This window comes from Ottowia sp. SB7-C50 (genome assembly GCF_033110285.1).
Lineage (GTDB): Bacteria > Pseudomonadota > Gammaproteobacteria > Burkholderiales > Burkholderiaceae_C > Ottowia.
The window spans coordinates 2,485,216-2,502,171 of the sequence record NZ_CP136995.1 but is presented as its reverse complement, the minus strand read 5'-3'; the positions used below and the strand labels follow the sequence as shown (position 1 = coordinate 2,502,171).

Genomic DNA, 16,956 nt, shown 5'->3' with positions numbered 1-16,956 from the left:
CGAGGTGGCTGAGGCGCTGCCGGCCGGCGCGTGTGCCCGGCGGCGCAGTCACTCCGCTTGCGGGTCGCGCGTCGGGTGATGGTGTGCAATACCATTGCCGCATGACCGATCCGCGCACGCAACTCATCCATCACCCGTACCAACCGCCCGAAGGCTTTGCCGCCCCGCAGCCGGGCGTGTTCAAGGCGTCCACCGTCGTCTTCCCCCATGTCGCGGCCATGCGCTCGCGCGACTGGAAGTACAAGCAGGGCTACACCTACGGCCTGCACGGCACGCCGACCACCTTTACGCTGGAAGAGCGCATCGCCACGCTGGAAGGCGGCCTGCAGTGCGTGCTGGTGCCCAGCGGGCTGGCGGCCATCGCCAACGTGGCGCTGGCGCTGCTCAAGACCGGTGACGAGGTGCTGATCCCCGACAACGCCTACGGCCCCAACAAGGCGCTGGCCGAAGGCGAACTGGCCGCGTTCGGCATCGCGCACCAGTTCTACGACCCGATGGAGGTGGCCGATCTGGCCGCGCGCATCGGCGAGCGGACAAAGCTGGTGTGGCTGGAGGCCGCGGGCTCGGTGACCATGGAGTTCCCCGACCTCATCGCGCAGGCGCGGCTGTGCCGCGAACGGGGTGTGACCAGCGCGCTCGACAACACCTGGGGCGCGGGCCTGGCCTTCAATGCGTTCGATCTGGACGGGCAGGGCCTGGGCGTCGACATTTCGGCGCACGCGCTGACCAAATACCCCAGCGGCGGCGGCGACGTGCTGATGGGCAGCGTGACCACGCGCGACGAGGCCTTGCACCTGAAGATCAAGCTGACCCACATGCGGCTGGGCCTGGGCGTGGGCGCCAATGACGCCGAAGCCGTGCTGCGCGCGCTGCCCAGCATCGCGCTGCGCTACCGCGCGCAGGATGACGCGGCGCGTGCGCTGGCCCGCTGGTGTGCGCAGCAGCCGGCCTTTGCGCAGGTGCTGCACCCGGCGCTGCCCGGTGCGCCCGGGCATGCCCACTGGCAGCAGGTGTGCGGTGCGGCCGACGCGCGCGGCAACGGTGCGGCCGCCGGCCTGTTCAGCGTGATGATCGATGAGCGCTATTCGGCCGCGCAGGTTGACGCGTTCTGCGATGCGCTGCAGCTGTTCAAGCTGGGCTACAGCTGGGGCGGCCCGGTCAGCCTGGTCGTGCCGTACGACCTGGCGGCCATGCGCCAGCGCTGGCCGGCGCACCTCGCGCGCGGCACGCTGGTGCGGTTTTCCATGGGGCTGGAGGCGGTGGCGGACTTGCAGGCGGACATTGCACAGGCCATGGCCAAGGCGTTGCCGGCTTGAAACGCCACACGGGGGGCGAGCATTCAGGCTCGCCTGGGGGCGCTGGCTGACGCGGGGATAAATTCCTGATCTTGATGCTATTGAATGAGTAGCTACTTGTCCTTTATTGACAAGCGCTGGTGCCTTTTTTGATATTCATTTGGCGCATGGTGGTGCTGACACGACGGCCGAGTCGGCCTGCGGTGATCCCACCACCTCACCCCTCGCACATCCGGCCTGGGTGTTCACGCGGCTTGCCATGTCGCCGCGCGCTGGCTTATGCTGGCTGTGGAACCGACCATTACCGCCACCGCCGTCCGCATGACCGACCACGCCCCCGAATCCGCGCCCGGTGCGGCCACCGCCGCGCCGCAAGCACCCGCCTACCAGCCCTACGTGCCGCCGCGCTCCACCGTGCCGCAGGCCGTCATGGTGCCGCTGGGGCTGAGCGACCCGCTGCGCTGGCTGGTCAAGGGCTGGCGCGACTTCATGGCGGCGCCGGGCATCGGCATCTTCTACGGCATCTGCTTCTGGCTGATGGCGGCGGTACTGACGCTGGTGTTCCGCAACCATCCCGAATACGCGATGTCGATCGCCTCGGGCTGTCTTCTGGTCGGGCCGTTTCTGGCGATGGGTTTGTACGAGGTCAGCCGCCGGCGCGAACTGGGGATAAAGCCCGAACTGGGCGCCTCGCTCACCTGCTGGGACAAGCACATCCGCAGCATGGGCATGCTGGTGCTGGTGTTGATCGTGCTGGAGCTGCTGTGGGGCCGCGCGTCGCTGGTGGTGTTTGCCGTGTTCTTCAACACCGGCATGCCGTCCACCACGGGTGTGCTGCAGGCCATCTTCAACCCGGAGAACATCGAGTTCGTGCTGGTCTACCTGATGGTGGGCGGCATCTTCGCCATGCTGGTGTATTCCACCGCGGTGGTGTCGATCCCGATGATCCTGGACCGCGACACCGACGCCATCTCGGCCGCCATCACCAGCATCCGCGTCATGTTCGCCAACCCCATCACCATGCTGTGGTGGGGCTTTCTCATCACCGTGCTGATCGCCATCGGCCTGGCCACCTGGGGGCTGGGCCTGATCGTCATCGGCCCGCTGCTCGGCCATGCCAGCTGGCACGCCTACCGCGGCGCCGTGCGCTGGCAAGCGCCTGCCGAAGCACCGGCGCCTGCTACAGTGCCCTGAACGACGGAGAAACAGATTTGGCAACCCCCAACTACGGTTACGAAAAACGCCAGCGCGAACTGGAAAAGAAACGCAAGAAAGAAGAAAAGGCCCGCCAGAAAGCCGAACGCAAGGCCAACCCCGGCGCCGACGGCGAGGGCGGATGGCAGGACAACGACGCACCCGAAGCGGACGCTGGTGATGCCGTGGGTGAGGGGGCCGATGGCGCGGGCGATGGTGGCGGCGGTGATGGCGGAGGCGGCGATGGCGGAGGCGGCGGCGACTGACGCGCAGCCGCGGTCCACCACGCTGTAGCGGCGGCCCGCGTAGATACTCTTCAATGAGCCGGATTCGGCGTCTTGTCGGGATAGTCGCAGCACGCCGCCACGGCACACTGCCAGCAGCGCGGCGTGCGCGCCACGCACACATAGCGGCCGTGCAGGATCAGCCAATGGTGCGCATGGTTCATGTACTTCGCCGGCACGCGTTCCAGCAGCTTCATTTCCACCGCCAGCGGCGTGTTGCCGGGCGCCAGGCCGGTGCGGTTGCTGACGCGGAAGATGTGCGTGTCGACCGCCATCGTCGGTTCGCCATAGGCCACATTCAGCACCACGTTGGCCGTTTTGCGCCCCACGCCAGGCAGCGCTTCCAGCTCGGCGCGGGTGCGCGGCACTTCGCCGCCGTGCTTGTCGACCAGGATGCGGCAGGTCTGCAGCAGGTGCCTGGCCTTGCTGCGGTACAGGCCGATGGTGCGGATATGGTCTTCCAGCCGTTCGATGCCCAGGTTTAGGATTTGCTGCGGCGTGTTGGCCACCGGAAACAGCCGCCGCGTCGCCTTGTTCACGCCCACGTCGGTCGCCTGCGCCGACAGCAGCACGGCGGTCAGCAGTTCGAACACGCTGGTGTATTCCAGCTCGCTGGCGGGCTGCGGATTGACGGCTTGCAGTGTGGCGAAGAAGGTGTCGATCTGGGCGGGCGTCATGCGCGCATTGTCGCGTGGACGGGGCGCGGCAGCGGTCGACGCTTCGATCAGCCCGACACCACGACGTCGAAGTGTTCCACGTGCGGCGGCCGCGCAAAGTACGGCCCGATGATGGCGCGCCATTCGGCGAAAGCTGGCGACTGCCGGAACCCGACGGTGTGCGCTTCCAGGTTGTCCCATTCCACCTGCAGCACGAAGCGGCCCGGCGTTTCGTGGCTGGCAAAAATGATGTGGCGCCGGTAGCCGGGCGAGCGCGCCAGCACGGTGCGAGCGGCGCGCTGAATGGCTTCGGCGAACGCGTCCTTGTCTTCAGGCTGCACGGCGATATCGGCGATTTCGATGATCATGGGCGGGTGTCTTTCCAGGGTAGGGTTGGCGCATTCTGCACGGTGGCTGCGTGATTTCAAGGGAATTCCGCAGCTTGTCGTGGAGGGGTGCGGGGCGTAATCTCGCGCGCATGACAACGCGCATTCTCCGCACCCGGCGCCTGTTTGGCGCGTTCATCCTCGGCGTTCTGGCGCTGGCTGGATGTGGCCATCTCGGCAGCGATCCGGCCAGCCGCGCCGACCCCGCAGCCATGGCAGCCACGCGTCCTGCGCTGGTGGTGATGCTGGTCGTCGATGGCCTGCCGATGCGTCAGGTGACGGGCTACCGGCATCAACTGGCGCCGGACGGCTTTGCACGTTTTCTGAACCGCGGGGCGTGGTATTCCGACGCGCATTACGCCCATGCCTTCACCGTCACCGCTGCGGGCCATGCTACCCTGCTCACGGGGGCGTACCCGCATCGCACCGGCATCATCGGCAACGAGTGGCGCGACCCGGTCACCGGCGAGCGCGTCTACAACACGGCCGACGCCACCGCGCAGTACATCGGTCACAAGACGCAGGCGCTGGACGGCACCAGCCCGCGCCGGCTCAAGGTCGAATCGCTGGGCGATGTGCTGAAGCGTGCCGATGCGCGCTCGCGCGTGATCGCCATCTCCGGCAAGGACCGCGGCGCCATCCTGCCGGCGGGCTGGTCGGGCACGGCCTACATGTACATGGGCGAGACGGGCGAGTTCGCCAGCAGCACCTATTACATGGCCGAGCACCCCGCGTGGGTGAAGGCCTTCAACGCCGCCAAGCCCGCGTCGCGCTATTTCAAGACCGACTGGAAGCTGGCGCTGGCCGAGGCGGAGTACGCGCACTCCCTGCCCGACGACCAGCCCTGGTACGGCCCCAAGGGCGGCAAGCTGCCGATGCGCTTTGGCGCCGATGCCGACGCGGCGCCCGGCGCCCCGTACTTCGCTTCGTTGCTGCGCAGCCCTTTTGGCGATGCGCTGGCGCTGGATTTTGCGCGCGCCGCCATCGCCGGCGAGCAGTTGGGTAAGGACGACGCGCCCGACATCCTGAGCATCAGCCTCTCTGGGCACGACTACGTCAACCACGCGTTCAGCGCCGAATCGCGCCTGTCGCACGACCACCTGATCCAGCTTGACCGCCTGCTGCAGGACTTCTTCAGGCACCTGGACGAGACTGTGGGCGCCGGCCGCTACGTCGCCGTGCTGACGGCCGACCACGGCTTCTCGCCCGCACCCGAATACAGCCAGCAGCGCGGGCAGGGCGGCGGCCGCCTGTCCAGCGGCGACGTGCAGAAGAAGCTGGAGGCGGGCCTGTCGCAGCGCTTCGGCCCCGGCCGCTGGCTGCTGGGCATTTCAGGCAGCAGCCTGCTGATCGACAAGACCGCCGTCGCCGCCCGCGCGCAGGACCTGGACGCGGTGGCCGACGAGGCGCGTCGCCTGCTGCTGGCTGAGCCCGGCGTCGCGGCCGCCTACACCCGGCGCGAGCTGCTGACCGGCAGCCCCGCGGGCGCGCCGTTCTTCGAGGCCATGCGGCGCGCCTGGCACAGGGATGTGTCCGGCGAAGTGCAGTTCGCTCTACAGCCGGGCTGGATGTTCGGCAGCACCGTGGCCACGCACGGCTCGCCGCACGTTGCCGACACGCATGTGCCGATCCTGCTGTACGGGCCGCCGTGGGTCCAACCCGGCGAACGCGCCGAGCGCGTGGCGCCGGTCGACATTGCGCCGACCCTGGCACGCCTGCTGCGGGTGGCAGCACCGGCGGCGAGCGAAGGGCGGGTGTTGGCGGGCGCGTTGCGCTGAACAGCCTGCGCCCGCGGCGCCGGGTGGCGTGCTCTAAAAATATGAGCGACTGACGCACTGGTGCGCACGGCCCCAACTTCGCCAGTCCGAATTGGCGACAATGTGCCATTCGCATTTGACCTAGCCTTGATGCCATGACCCTGCCGCTCGCCCAACGCCTGTCCAACGTCGAAACCTCCGCCATCCGCGAGTTGTTCAAGCTGCTGGGTAAGCCCGGCATCATCAGTTTTGCCGGTGGTTTTCCGGACAGCGCGATGTTTGACGTCGCGGGCATTCAGGCGGCGGTGAACGCGGCGCTGGCGCAGAACCCCGGCGCGGCGCTGCAATATGGCGCGACCGAGGGCCACCCGCCGCTGCGCGAGCAGTTGGCCGCCTTCATGCAGTCCAAGGGCGTGCAGGGCGTGTCGGCCGACCAGTTGATCGTCACCACCGGCAGCCAGCAGGCCTTGGACCTGCTGGGCAAGACGCTGGTCGACCCCGGCAGCAAGGCCATCGTCGAAGGGCCGACCTTCCTGGCCACCATCCAGTGCTTTCGCCTGTACGGCGCCGACCTGGTCAGTGCGCCCATCGACGGGCAGGGCGTGGACGTGGACCGGCTGGAGCAGCTGATTGCCGAGCACAAGCCGCGCTTCATCTACCTCATTCCCACCTTCGGCAACCCCAGCGGCGCGCTGCTGTCGCTGGAGCGGCGCAAGCGCGTGCTGGAACTGGCCGTGCGCACGCAGACGCTGATCGTCGAGGACGACCCCTACGGCGACCTGTACTTCGACGCGCCGCCGCCGCCCAGCCTGCTGGCGCTGAGCCACGAAGTGCCCGGCAGCCGTGACTGGCTGGTGCACTGCGGCAGCTTGAGCAAGGTGCTGTCGCCCGGCCTGCGCGTGGGCTGGATGGTGGCGCCGCACGATCTGCTGGGCAAGGCCACCATGTGCAAGCAGTTCAGTGATGCGCATACCAGCACCTTTGCCCAGGCCACGGCGGCCGAATACCTGCAGGCGGGCCACATGCCTGCCACGCTGGCGCGCGTGCGGCAGGTGTACGGCCAGCGCGCGGGCGTCATGGTCGACGCGCTGCGGCGCGAACTGGGCGACGCGATCGACTTCGTGGCGCCGCAGGGCGGGCTGTTCGTGTGGGCGCGGCTGACCGGCGCGGGCGGCAAGCTGGCCGACGGCGCCGCGCTGGCCCAGCGCGCCATCGAGCAGGGCGTGGCCTTCGTGCCCGGCGCGCCGTTCTTCTGCGCCAACCCCGACCCCAGCACGCTGCGCCTGTCCTTCGCCACCGTGGGTGAAGACAAGATCCGCGAAGGCGTCACGCGGCTGGCCCAGGCGCTCGGCTGACCAGCGCGTGAACCTGCCGGCCGACCCGCCTCCGCCCGACGCCGAGCAATTGCAGCGGCTGGTCACGCTGGCCATGCCGTTCGGCAAGTACAAAGGCCAGCTGATCGCCGACCTGCCGGGTGCCTACCTGACCTGGTTTGCCAAGAAAGGCTTTCCGCGCGGCGAAGTGGGTCGCCTGCTGGCCTTGATGCACGAGGTCGACCAGGCGGGCCTGCGGCGCCTGCTGGATCCGCTGCGGGCGCGGTGAATTCCACCAGCTTTTTGGCCGGCAGCGCTTGCGGTCAAAGCGCAGGCAGCTATTATTTTTGAACTGAGCGGCCTTTCCGTCGCCCTCTCCCAGAGGGCGAAAGACACCAGGCCGAGCGCAGCGATGGCCCGAGCGGATTTCAACTCCCCTCTGGCCGTGCCGAGAAGCGCAGGGCGTGGGGCGGGCGCGGCAGCGCAGCATGCCGCGCTTCGTGCTCTGACTCGCTGCGGCTGTCTGAGCGCAGCGCCTACGGCGCGAAGCGAGTTCCGCAGCGCCGCACCGCGCCCGAGCATCGCAGGTTGCCCGCAGCGAAGCGAAGGGACACGGCCAGTGGGGCCGCCTTTTCTTTGGTTACTTTCTTTTGGCGGAGCAAAAGAAAGTGACTGCGCCGCCGGGCGCACATCCCGGCCAACAGCGCATCCATCACCCCAGCTCAACGCAGCACGCACCGAGCCAGCGCAAAAAGGCTATCAAAACCATAGTCACCCGCCAAGGCGACGCCCTAGTTCACATCTTGCATTCCCCCCTCCAGCCCCCACCTGCCACCTCATGAAGACATTGCAAGCCCCCACCCGAAGCGCTGCCGTTCTGGCCCAGCTACTGGAGCGGCTGGATGCCAGCAAGCAGCCTGTTGATGCGCACCAGTACCGCACCGTCGCCGCGCGCCTGGCCGACATGCTGGCCGATGCCGACACCGACTGGCAGCCCCTGCTGCAGCAAAGCCCCGCCGCGGCGGCGCTGTACGAGAATCTGCACTACGCCGATGCCGGCCTGTGCCGTTCGCCACTGGATGCCGCCATGCGCGCCGAAATGAGCGCGCGCGATGCCATCGAGGCGGCGCGTCGCCGGCCTGCGTCGCCCGACACGGCGGCCGACGCCGCCTCCGCTGGCTGACCCCTGGAGCCGATCATGAGCGAACCCCTGCACATCGTCTGTCCGCATTGCCACACCACCAACCGGGTCAGGGCCGACCAGTTGGGCAGCGCGCCCGATTGCGGGCAATGCAGGCAGCCGCTGTTCACGGGCCACCCGGTGGCGCTGGACGACGAGGCCGCGTTCGACAAGCACGTCACGCGCAGCCAGGTGCCGGTGCTGGTCGACTTCTGGGCGCCCTGGTGCGGCCCCTGCCGCATGATGGCGCCCGCCTACGAAAAGGCCGCCGCCGCCCTGGAGCCGCGCGTGCGCGTGGCCAAGGTCAACACCGAGGCCGCGCAGGCGCTCGGCGGCCGCTACAACATCCGCAGCATTCCGACGCTGGTGCTGTTCGTTGGCGGCAAGGAAGTGGCGCGCCAGCCGGGCGCCATGACCAACCCGGCGCAGATCGTGCAGTGGGTCAACGCGCACCTGCCGCGTTGATGCGGCGCTGAAGCCGCGCGGCGCCGGTCAGCGCCGCACTTCGTCCACCAGCGCGCGAAACTCGTCGATGTCCTCGAAGCTGCGGTAGACGCTGGCAAAGCGCACATAGGCCACCTTGTCGAGCTTTTTCAGCTCGCGCATCACCAGCTCGCCGATGCGGCTGGAAGGCACTTCGCGCGCCGCGGTGTTCAGCAGCTTTTCCTCGATGCGCTCGATGGCGGCGTCGATCTGCTCGGTGCTGACCGGGCGCTTGCGCAGCGCCAGGTCCAGTGAGGCCTGCAGCTTGGCGCGACCATAAGGCACGCGCCGACCGTCTTTCTTGACGATGGTCGGAAAGCTGACGTCCGGCCGCTCGTAGGTGGTGAAACGCTTGGCGCAGTGCCCGCATTGGCGACGGCGGCGGATGAAATCGCCGTCGTCAGAGACGCGCGTGTCCACCACGTTGGTTTCGGTGTGGGCGCAGAAGGGGCAGCGCATGGCTTAGCGATTTTTTGAACGCAAAAGGCGCAAAGGCTGCGCAAAAGACGCGGAAGACACGGATGTTTTTTTGGCGACTTTTGCGGCGTCTTTGCGGCCTTTGCGTTCAAGAAAAGCTCACCCCCCCGTAGACCGGAAACTTCTTCGTCAACTCGGCCACCTTGGCGCGCACGGTGGCCAGGTTGCCCTCGTCGCGCGGGTTGTCCAGCACGTCGGCCACCAGGTGGGCGGTGGCGCGGGCTTCTTCTTCCTTGAAGCCGCGCGTGGTCATGGCCGGGGTGCCGATGCGCACGCCACTGGTGACCATCGGCTTTTCGGGGTCGTTGGGGATGGCGTTCTTGTTGATCGTCATGTGCGCGCTGCCCAGCACCGCTTCGGCTTCCTTGCCGGTGATGCCTTTCGGGCGCAGATCGACCAGCATCACGTGGCTTTGCGTGCCGCCGCTGACGATGCGCAGGCCGCGCTCGGTCAGTGTGTCGGCCACCACCTTGGCGTTTTTCTTGACCTGCTGCGCGTACTGCTTGAATTCGGGCTGCAGCGCTTCGTTGAAGGCAATCGCCTTGGCGGCGATGATGTGCATCAGCGGGCCACCCTGCAGGCCGGGGAACACGGCGCTGTTGATGGCTTTTTCGTGCTCGGCCTTCATCAGGATGAAGCCCGAACGCGGGCCGCGCAGGCTCTTGTGCGTGGTGCTGGTCACCACGTCGGCGTGCGGCACGGGGTTGGGGTATTGGCCACCGGCGACCAGGCCGGCGTAGTGCGCCATGTCGACCATGAAGATCGCGCCGACGTCCTTGGCCACCTTGGCAAAGCGGGCAAAGTCGATTTCGAGCGAATAGGCCGAGGCGCCGGCAATGATGAGCTTGGGCTTGGTCTCGTGCGCCTTTTTTTCCATCGCGTCGTAATCGATGGCTTCCTGCGCGTTCAGCCCGTATGACACCACGTTGAACCACTTGCCGCTCATGTTGAGCGGCATGCCGTGCGTCAGGTGGCCGCCTTCGGCCAGGCTCATGCCCATGATGGTGTCGCCGGGCTTCAAAAATGCCATGAAGGCGGCGATGTTGGCTGAGGCGCCGCAGTGCGGCTGCACGTTGGCGGCTTCAGCGCCAAACAATTGCTTGACACGGTCGATGGCCAGCTGCTCGACCACGTCGACGTGCTCGCAACCGCCGTAGTAGCGGCGGCCGGGGTAGCCCTCGGCGTACTTGTTGGTCAGCTGCGTGCCGGCGGCGGCCAGCACGGCGGGCGAGGCGTAGTTTTCGCTAGCGATCAGCTCGATGTGGTCTTCCTGGCGCTGGTGCTCGTCCTGAATGGCGGCCCAGACGGCGGGATCGGTGGCGGCGATGGTGTGCGTGGAACGGTTGAACATGGCAGTCCTTCGAGAAGGTCGTCCCTTGATGAGCAAGGGCTGCCCAGGCGAACGGCTGATCACCCGCTGCGTCAGCGGGCGGCACGCTTCCCCGTGGTGGCCCACGTCGGCGTCGTGAAGAAGACGCCTATCGCCAGTCGCGCACGGTGCGGAGTTTAGCCGACGTGCGCGGCCCGCCGCGCTTTTAGCGGGCCAGCGCCCACAGCGCCAGTGCCACCGCCGCGGGCAGCGCCTGCACGAACAGGATGCGCCGGCTGGCGGTGGCCGCGCCGTACAGGCCAGCCACGAGGACGCACCCCAGAAAGAACAGCTTGACGCCGTCGCCCGCCGCGCCCTGGCTCAGGCCCCAGAACAGCCCGGCGGCCAGAAAGCCGTTGTAGAGCCCCTGGTTGGCCGCCAGCGTGCGCGTGGCCGCCGCGAATTCAGGCGTCAGGCCAAACGCCTTGCGCCCGCGCGGCGTGTTCCACAGGAACATCTCCAGCACCAGGATGTAGACGTGCAGCAGCGCAATCAGCCCGACCACGATGTCGAAAGCGGTGCGCATGGCAAGCAGGCCGGCTGGCGGTCAGGACAGCGCTGCGACCTTGACGCCGGTGCCGGCGTTGGCCGGCACCGTCGGCGCGGGCGCGTTCTCGGCCCGCAAAGGCGTGCTGTTGTCGAACGGCGACACCGTGCGGCCGCGCGCCACCTGGCTCAGGCGGGCATGTTCGGCCAGCACCTTGTCGGCATAGCCGCCGTCGGTCGCCAGGTTGGCGGCGCCCACGTACCACTTGAGGCCGGCCTCGACCGAGCCGGCGCGGCCAATGTATTCCTGCAGGATCTTCACGCCCACGCGCAGGTTGCTCTTGGGGTCGAAGGCCGCGTACTGGCCGCCGAAGTGGGCGTACTTGTCCGAATGGATCTGCGTCATCACCTGCATCAGCCCCTGCGCGCCCACGGTGCTCTGGGCGAAGGGGTTGAAGCTGGATTCGATCGCCATCACGGCCAGGATCAGCGTCGGGTCGATCTTGTTGGCGCGGCCCACGTCGTAAGCCTCGGCCACCAGCGCGGCCACCGGCTCGGGCGCCACGCGGTATTTCTTGCTGATCCACAACGCCACGTTGGCCTGCTCGCGCGGCAGCTGGCCGGGGTTGGCGGCGGTGGCGCGCTCGATGGCGCCCAGCTCGGGCGTGATGCCCAGCGCCGCCACCTTGCGGGCGGTCAGCCACTCGGTCAGCCGCTGCTCGCCTTCGTCGCGCAGGTCGGGCCGCGCGCCCAGCAGGGACACGGCCACCACCACCACGATGCCGAGCAGGGCCAGGCTGTTGTGCGTGATTTCAAAGAAGCCCTCGGCCACGTCAGTGGCGAAGGTGCGCATGCCGCTTCCCAGGGCGGCGAGTTTTCCAGACGACGTCATGGCACTCCTTGTCATGGCGCTCGGCGTCGGCCTGCCACCCAAGGCTTCGATGCACAGGGGCATCACAAGCGGCGGTGGAGGGGGATGGACGCTGTCGAGCTTGATTTTGAAGCCCTGAAATCTGTTCCTGCCGCGCCCATGACAGCTGGCGCGCAAACGGCTGTAAGGCAGGAAAAAGTCCGCATGGGTGCGCGGCGCCTTCAGGGTTTCCCACTAGATTAGTCGGGATCAGCGATTCTAGGAGCCGTCTTAATTGCTCGTCAACCCTGATTTTTGGAGTTGAAATTCTAATATCGATATAAGACAAGTCCTACGCCGCGCCCCTGCTCAAGGCTTCGTAGCACCCCGCCGGCCCGCCCGTTGACGCAGCGCCTGGGTGGCCGCCGCGCGATTGACAACCCCAATAAGCCCCGCGCCGCGATTGAAATTTATGGCTGGCCCTGTGCCCCGGCACGGCCTACATTGGGGCCGTCCGGGTTGCCCGGACAAACGGTTGGAAAGGCACCCGTCGGTCGTAGCCGATACACCGAATGGGATCGCTCCCAGCCATTCATTGAAGGCAATCCCTTGCCTTCTCCCGCAGCCGGAAACAGCAAGCTTTCCGATGCGGCCCTTGGGCAGACAGAGACGACGACCGTCACGCTGCCTTGAAAGCCCGGCGGGCAGGCTCCAGGCCTCGATGCCGGGCTTTCTCGTTGCTGCGCAAGCTGTTGCATGCACGTGTCGGCGCCGCGCCGCCCCAGGCGTTGTTCGGTGACAGGCACAATCCCTCCAGTGATGTCCGGCGATTCCCCTCATACCCTTTCCGATCATCCCGCGGCCCCCGCTGTCGCCCAGGCGCCTGCGCCGGCGCGGCCTGTGGCTTCGCCCCAACGCCGTTGGGCGCGCCGTGCGCTGTACGCCGTGGGCGGACTGGCGGCGCTGTGGGGCGTGGGCTGGCTGGCGGTGCCGCCGCTGCTCAAATGGCAGGGCGAGAAGATCGCGAGCGAACAGCTGGGCCGCGCCGTGCACATCGGCCGGGTGGACTTCAAGCCCTGGACGCTGGAACTCACGCTCGACGACGTGTCGGTCGACGGCCTGCCCGGCGCGCCGGCGCAACTGGCGGTCAAGCGCGCCTATGTCGACGCCGAACTGCAGTCGGTGCTGCGCCTGGCGCCGGTGATCGACGCCATCCGCATCGAATCGCCCGCCGTGCGCCTGTCGCACCTGGGCGACGGGCGCTACGACATCGACGACATCCTGGCCCGGCTGGCGGCCCGCCCGGCCACGCCCGACAACGGCGAGCCGGCGCGCTTTGCGCTCTACAACATCAGCCTGGACGGCGGCAGCATCGACTTCGACGACCGTGTGGTCGGGCGCCAGCACCAAGTGCGAGATGTGCGGCTGGCGCTGCCTTTCATCAGCAACCTGCCGTCCGAACGCCAGATCAAGGTGCAGCCGCGCCTGGCCTTCGTCGCCAACGGCACCGCGTTCGACTCGCAGGCGCAGGCGCTGCCGTTCGACGCCTCGCGCCAGACCGACGCCGTGCTGCGCCTGTCGGGGCTGGATCTGGCGCCCTACCTGGGCTATGTGCCGGCGGGCCTGCCGATCAAGCTGCAGGGCGGCAAGGTGGACGCCGACGTGCGCCTCGGCTTTGTGCAGTCGCAGGGTCGGCCGTCGCTGCGGCTGGCCGGCACGCTGGCGCTGCAGGGGCTGAAGTCGGTGGACGGCCGCGGCGCCGACGCGCTGGCGTGGGACGCGCTGAAGATCGCCCTGGGCGACGTGCGCCCGCTGGAGCGCCAGGTGCACCTGGCCTCGGTCGAACTGGTCGGTCCGCAACTGGTGGTGCACCGCGACAAGGACGGTCGCATCAACCTGCTGCCGGTCGACGTCAACGCCGATGCTTCCAATTCAGGAGCATCCAGCGCAGCAGGGAAGGGCGCTGAAGCTACATTGAAGCCTGCATCGGGGCCCGCGTCAGCGGCCTCGCGCGCCGCTGCGCCGGTGGCGGCCGCTGCGCCGTGGCAGGTCACGGTGGACAAGCTGGCGCTGCGCGGCGGCACGGTGGACTTCACCGACGACACGACGGCGCAGGGCGAAGTGCCGGCGGCCCGCGTGCGGCTGAACGAAGTCGACCTGAACGCGCAGACCCTGGGCTACCCGCTGGCCAGGCCGGTGCATTTTTCCGGCTCGGCCGCGCTGGTCGGCACCGAAGGGCTGACGCCGCCCATTCCCGAAATCGCGCAGCCGCGCCGGGCGCCCCGCGCCGCCCCACCTGCCGCGCCATCGCCGCTGGCCGCTGCGTCGGCCGCCGCTGCGCCGGTGCGCGAGTCGGTGCCGTCGATCGAATTCCAGGGCCACCTGGGCAGCCAGGCGGCCGAGCTGAACGCCCGCATCGCCGGCGTGCCGCTGGCGCTGGCCGGGCCTTACCTGGCGCCGCACCTGGTGCCGCACCTGACGGGCGACCTGGACGCGCACGTCGGCCTGCAGTGGGCGCCGGCGCCCGTGCGCGACCTGGCGCCCGAATTCAAGCTGGCCGTCGAAACGCTGGCGCTGCGGCAGCTGATGCTCGCCGACGCGCCGGCCGCCGCCGTGCCCGCCAAGGGCGCGGCCACCCCGCGCCGTGCCGAAGGGCCGCTGGCCAGCATCGACCGCATCGACGTGGCCGACGTGCTGCTCGACTGGCGCACGCGCGCCGTCACCGTGGGCAAGCTGGGCGTGCAGGCGCCGCGCGTGGCGGTCGAGCGCCGCGCCGACGGCCGCCTGAGCCCGCAGGACTGGCTGCGCCCCGACAGCGCCGCGCCCGCGCCCGACAAGGCCGCCGACGCGAAACCGCGCCCGCGCAGCGGCCCGCGCACCGACTTTCCGTGGAAGGTGGTGCTGAACGAATTCGGCCTGACCGGCGGCACCGTCGGCTGGCGCGACGCCGCCACGCCGCGCCCGGTGCAGGCCGAGCTGACGCAACTGCAGGTCCATGCCCAGCGCATCGACCTGGACAGCCGCACGCCGATGCCGGTCAACCTGTCGGCGCGCCTGGGCGCCGGCCGCACGGACCCGGGCCGCGTGGCCTGGCGCGGCAACGTCGGCTTGCAGCCCGCGCTGTCCGCCCAGGGCCAGCTGGAGGCCGAGCGCCTGCCGGTGCACGCGTTCGAGCCCTACTTTGGCGACGCGCTCAACATCGACATCCTGCGCGCCGACACCAGCTTCAAGGGGCAACTGGCCTTTACACAGACCGCGCAGGGCCCGCGCGCCCGCGTCACCGGCGACGCCAGCGTGCACGACCTGCGCACCCACAGCCGCCCCGGCACCGCGGCCGACGAAAACACGCAGACGGCGGCGTCGGCCGCTGCCAGCCCCACGTCCGCGCCCAGCGTGCGCCGCGCGGCCGACGGCACCACCGTGGCCACCGCCGCCGCGCCCGCGCGCCCGGTGTCCGCCAGCGCGCGCGGCGCCAGCTCGCAGGCGCCCATCGCGCCCGACGCCGCCGCGGCGCGCCGCCCCGGCGGCCTGGGCGAAGAACTGCTGAGCTGGAAGCTGCTGCGCCTGGCCGGGCTGGACGTGCAGCTGGAGCCGGGCAAGCCCACGCAGGTCGACGTGAAGGACACCGCGCTGTCGGACTTCTATGCGCGGCTCATCATCCACCCCAGCGGGCGCATCAACCTGCAGGACGTGGTCAAGTCCAAGGGCGGCGATGCGCCGGCCGCCGCTGCCGCGCCCGCGCCGGTGGCCCGCGCAGCGCCATCCACCATGCCCGCCGCGGGCGAATCGAGCGGCGAGGGCGCTTCTGCTTCGATAGCAAGCAACGCCGTGGCCACAGCGCCCAGCGCCCAAAACGTTACCCCCGCCGACCCCAACGCACCCGTCATCCGCTTCGGCCCGGTGCGGCTGGCCAACGGGCGCGTGGCGTTTTCCGACCGCTTCATCCGCCCCAACTATTCGGCCGACCTGACCGAGCTGAACGGCAGCTTGGGTGCGTTCAGCTCCGTCGCCCCGGCCGGCGCACCGCAGATGGCCGAGCTCAACCTGACCGGCCGCGCCGAAGGCACCGCCGCGCTGGCCGTCACCGGCAAGCTCAACCCGCTGGCCAAGCCGCTGGCACTCGACATCCAGGCCAAGGTGACCGATCTGGAACTGCCGCCGCTGTCGCCCTATTCGGTGAAGTACGCCGGCCACGGCATCGAGCGCGGCAAGCTCAGCATGGACGTGGCCTACGTCGTGCAGCCCGACGGCCGCCTGACGGCCAGCAACAAGCTGGTGCTGAACCAGCTCGAATTTGGCGAGCCGGTGCCCGGCGCGCCGGCCAGCCTGCCGGTCAAGCTGGCCACCGCGCTGCTGGCCGACAGCCGCGGCGTGATCGACCTTGACCTGCCCATCAGCGGATCGCTGAACGACCCGCAGTTCTCGGTCGGCCCGATCATCGTCAAGGCCATCGTCAATATCATCGGCAAGGCCATCACCGCGCCTTTCACGCTGCTGGCGCGCGCGCTGGGCGGCAGCGCGGGCGACGACATGAGCAGCATCGCCTTCGCGCCCGGCAGCGCGCAGCTGCAGCCCAAGGCGCGCGAACAGCTCGACAAGATCGCCAAGGCGCTGGCCGACCGCCCGCAGCTCAAGCTGACGGTGGTGGGCAGCGCACGCCTGGCGGCCGAGCGCGACGGCTACCGGCGCGAGCGCCTGAAGGCCATGGTGGCGGCCGAGCGGCGCGCCGGTGGCGCGGCCACGGGGCCGGGCGGCGCTGCGTCGGCGCCAGCGGCCAGCGCGTCCGATGCGGCGCCCGCAACCGCCGTGGCCGACGCCGCGCCCGATGCGCAGGCCACCGTCTCCGCCGCCGAATACCCTCAACTGCTGCGCCGCCTGTACCGCCGCGCCGACCTGGCGGGCAAGCCGCGCAACGCCGTCGGCGTGCAGCGCGACATCGGCGTGCCCGAGATGGAATCGCTGCTGATGGCGCAGATCGACGTCGGCGAAGACGCCATGCGCCAGCTGGCGCTGGCGCGCGGCGTGGCGGTGAAGGACTACCTGGCGGCGCGCAAGCTGCCGGCCGAGCGCCTGTTCCTGGGCGCGCCGCGCGCCGGCGATGCCGCCAGCGTACCCGCCGACGCCGCCAGCGGCGCCGCGCCGGCCGCCTGGTCGCCGCGTGCCGAACTGACGCTGGCCGCGCGCTGATCGCCGGTAATGCCACGCCGTTTTGGGCCGGCCCCGGCG

15 protein-coding genes and 1 riboswitch are annotated in these 16,956 nt (G+C 69.3%); of the genes, 9 read left to right on the top strand and 6 right to left on the bottom strand.

Going from position 1 to position 16,956, the window contains the following annotated elements:
• Positions 1–101: 101 nt before the first annotated feature.
• From R0D99_RS11870 to R0D99_RS11860, 3 genes are all read left to right on the top strand, one after another.
• The gene (locus tag R0D99_RS11870) at positions 102–1,316 is read left to right on the top strand and encodes a PLP-dependent transferase (RefSeq protein WP_317748396.1); all 1,215 of its coding nucleotides are present in this window, start codon (positions 102–104) and stop codon (positions 1,314–1,316) included.
• Positions 1,317–1,616: 300 nt separating this feature from the next.
• Positions 1,617–2,489 carry a DUF2189 domain-containing protein gene (locus R0D99_RS11865; RefSeq protein WP_416365878.1) on the top strand — a complete coding sequence of 291 codons (873 nt, stop codon included), beginning with the start codon at positions 1,617–1,619 and terminating at the stop codon, positions 2,487–2,489.
• Positions 2,490–2,506: 17 nt separating this feature from the next.
• A complete protein-coding gene (locus R0D99_RS11860; RefSeq protein WP_317748395.1) occupies positions 2,507–2,755 on the top strand; it encodes a hypothetical protein in 249 nt (82 codons plus the stop codon).
• A gap of 50 nt (positions 2,756–2,805) precedes the next feature.
• On the opposite strand, the gene nth is transcribed toward R0D99_RS11860, so the two are convergent.
• Complete coding sequence (gene nth, locus R0D99_RS11855; RefSeq protein WP_317748394.1) at positions 2,806–3,450, bottom strand: endonuclease III; 645 nt, start codon at positions 3,448–3,450, stop codon at positions 2,806–2,808.
• Positions 3,451–3,497: 47 nt separating this feature from the next.
• Complete coding sequence (locus tag R0D99_RS11850; RefSeq protein ID WP_317748393.1) at positions 3,498–3,797, bottom strand: antibiotic biosynthesis monooxygenase; 300 nt, start codon at positions 3,795–3,797, stop codon at positions 3,498–3,500.
• 110 nt (positions 3,798–3,907) lie between these two features.
• Here R0D99_RS11850 and R0D99_RS11845 point away from each other — a divergent pair, with 110 nt between their 5' ends.
• From R0D99_RS11845 to trxC, 5 genes are all read left to right on the top strand, one after another.
• Positions 3,908–5,593 (top strand): alkaline phosphatase family protein, encoded by a 1,686-nt coding sequence (locus R0D99_RS11845; protein ID WP_317748392.1) that lies wholly within the window; start codon positions 3,908–3,910, stop codon positions 5,591–5,593.
• A gap of 140 nt (positions 5,594–5,733) precedes the next feature.
• Entirely contained in the window at positions 5,734–6,927 is a 1,194-nt protein-coding gene (locus R0D99_RS11840) for a PLP-dependent aminotransferase family protein (protein ID WP_317751083.1), read from the top strand.
• A gap of 73 nt (positions 6,928–7,000) precedes the next feature.
• A complete protein-coding gene (locus R0D99_RS11835; protein WP_317751082.1) occupies positions 7,001–7,174 on the top strand; it encodes a DUF3820 family protein in 174 nt (57 codons plus the stop codon).
• A gap of 549 nt (positions 7,175–7,723) precedes the next feature.
• Positions 7,724–8,068, top strand: a complete 345-nt coding sequence (locus R0D99_RS11830) for a hypothetical protein (protein WP_317748391.1) — start codon at positions 7,724–7,726, stop codon at positions 8,066–8,068.
• A 15-nt stretch (positions 8,069–8,083) separates the two neighbouring features.
• Complete coding sequence (trxC, locus tag R0D99_RS11825; protein WP_317748390.1) at positions 8,084–8,530, top strand: thioredoxin TrxC; 447 nt, start codon at positions 8,084–8,086, stop codon at positions 8,528–8,530.
• Positions 8,531–8,557: 27 nt separating this feature from the next.
• On the opposite strand, the gene nrdR is transcribed toward trxC, so the two are convergent.
• The 4 genes from nrdR to R0D99_RS11805 form a co-directional block, all read right to left on the bottom strand.
• Complete coding sequence (nrdR, locus tag R0D99_RS11820) at positions 8,558–9,007, bottom strand: transcriptional regulator NrdR (protein WP_317748389.1); 450 nt, start codon at positions 9,005–9,007, stop codon at positions 8,558–8,560.
• A gap of 106 nt (positions 9,008–9,113) precedes the next feature.
• Complete coding sequence (gene glyA, locus R0D99_RS11815) at positions 9,114–10,376, bottom strand: serine hydroxymethyltransferase (protein ID WP_317748388.1); 1,263 nt, start codon at positions 10,374–10,376, stop codon at positions 9,114–9,116.
• Positions 10,377–10,410: 34 nt separating this feature from the next.
• A riboswitch (ZMP/ZTP riboswitch) is annotated at positions 10,411–10,527 on the bottom strand.
• Positions 10,528–10,560: 33 nt separating this feature from the next.
• Positions 10,561–10,920: a DUF1304 domain-containing protein gene (locus R0D99_RS11810; RefSeq protein ID WP_317748387.1), complete on the bottom strand. Its 360-nt coding sequence runs from the start codon at positions 10,918–10,920 to the stop codon at positions 10,561–10,563.
• Positions 10,921–10,941: 21 nt separating this feature from the next.
• On the bottom strand, positions 10,942–11,772 hold the full coding sequence (locus R0D99_RS11805) for a transglycosylase SLT domain-containing protein (RefSeq protein ID WP_317748386.1): 831 nt from the start codon (positions 11,770–11,772) through the stop codon (positions 10,942–10,944).
• Between the two features lie 858 nt (positions 11,773–12,630).
• On the opposite strand from R0D99_RS11805, the gene R0D99_RS11800 reads away from it, so the two are divergent.
• Positions 12,631–16,917: a DUF748 domain-containing protein gene (locus R0D99_RS11800; RefSeq protein ID WP_317748385.1), complete on the top strand. Its 4,287-nt coding sequence runs from the start codon at positions 12,631–12,633 to the stop codon at positions 16,915–16,917.
• Positions 16,918–16,956 lie beyond the last annotated feature (39 nt).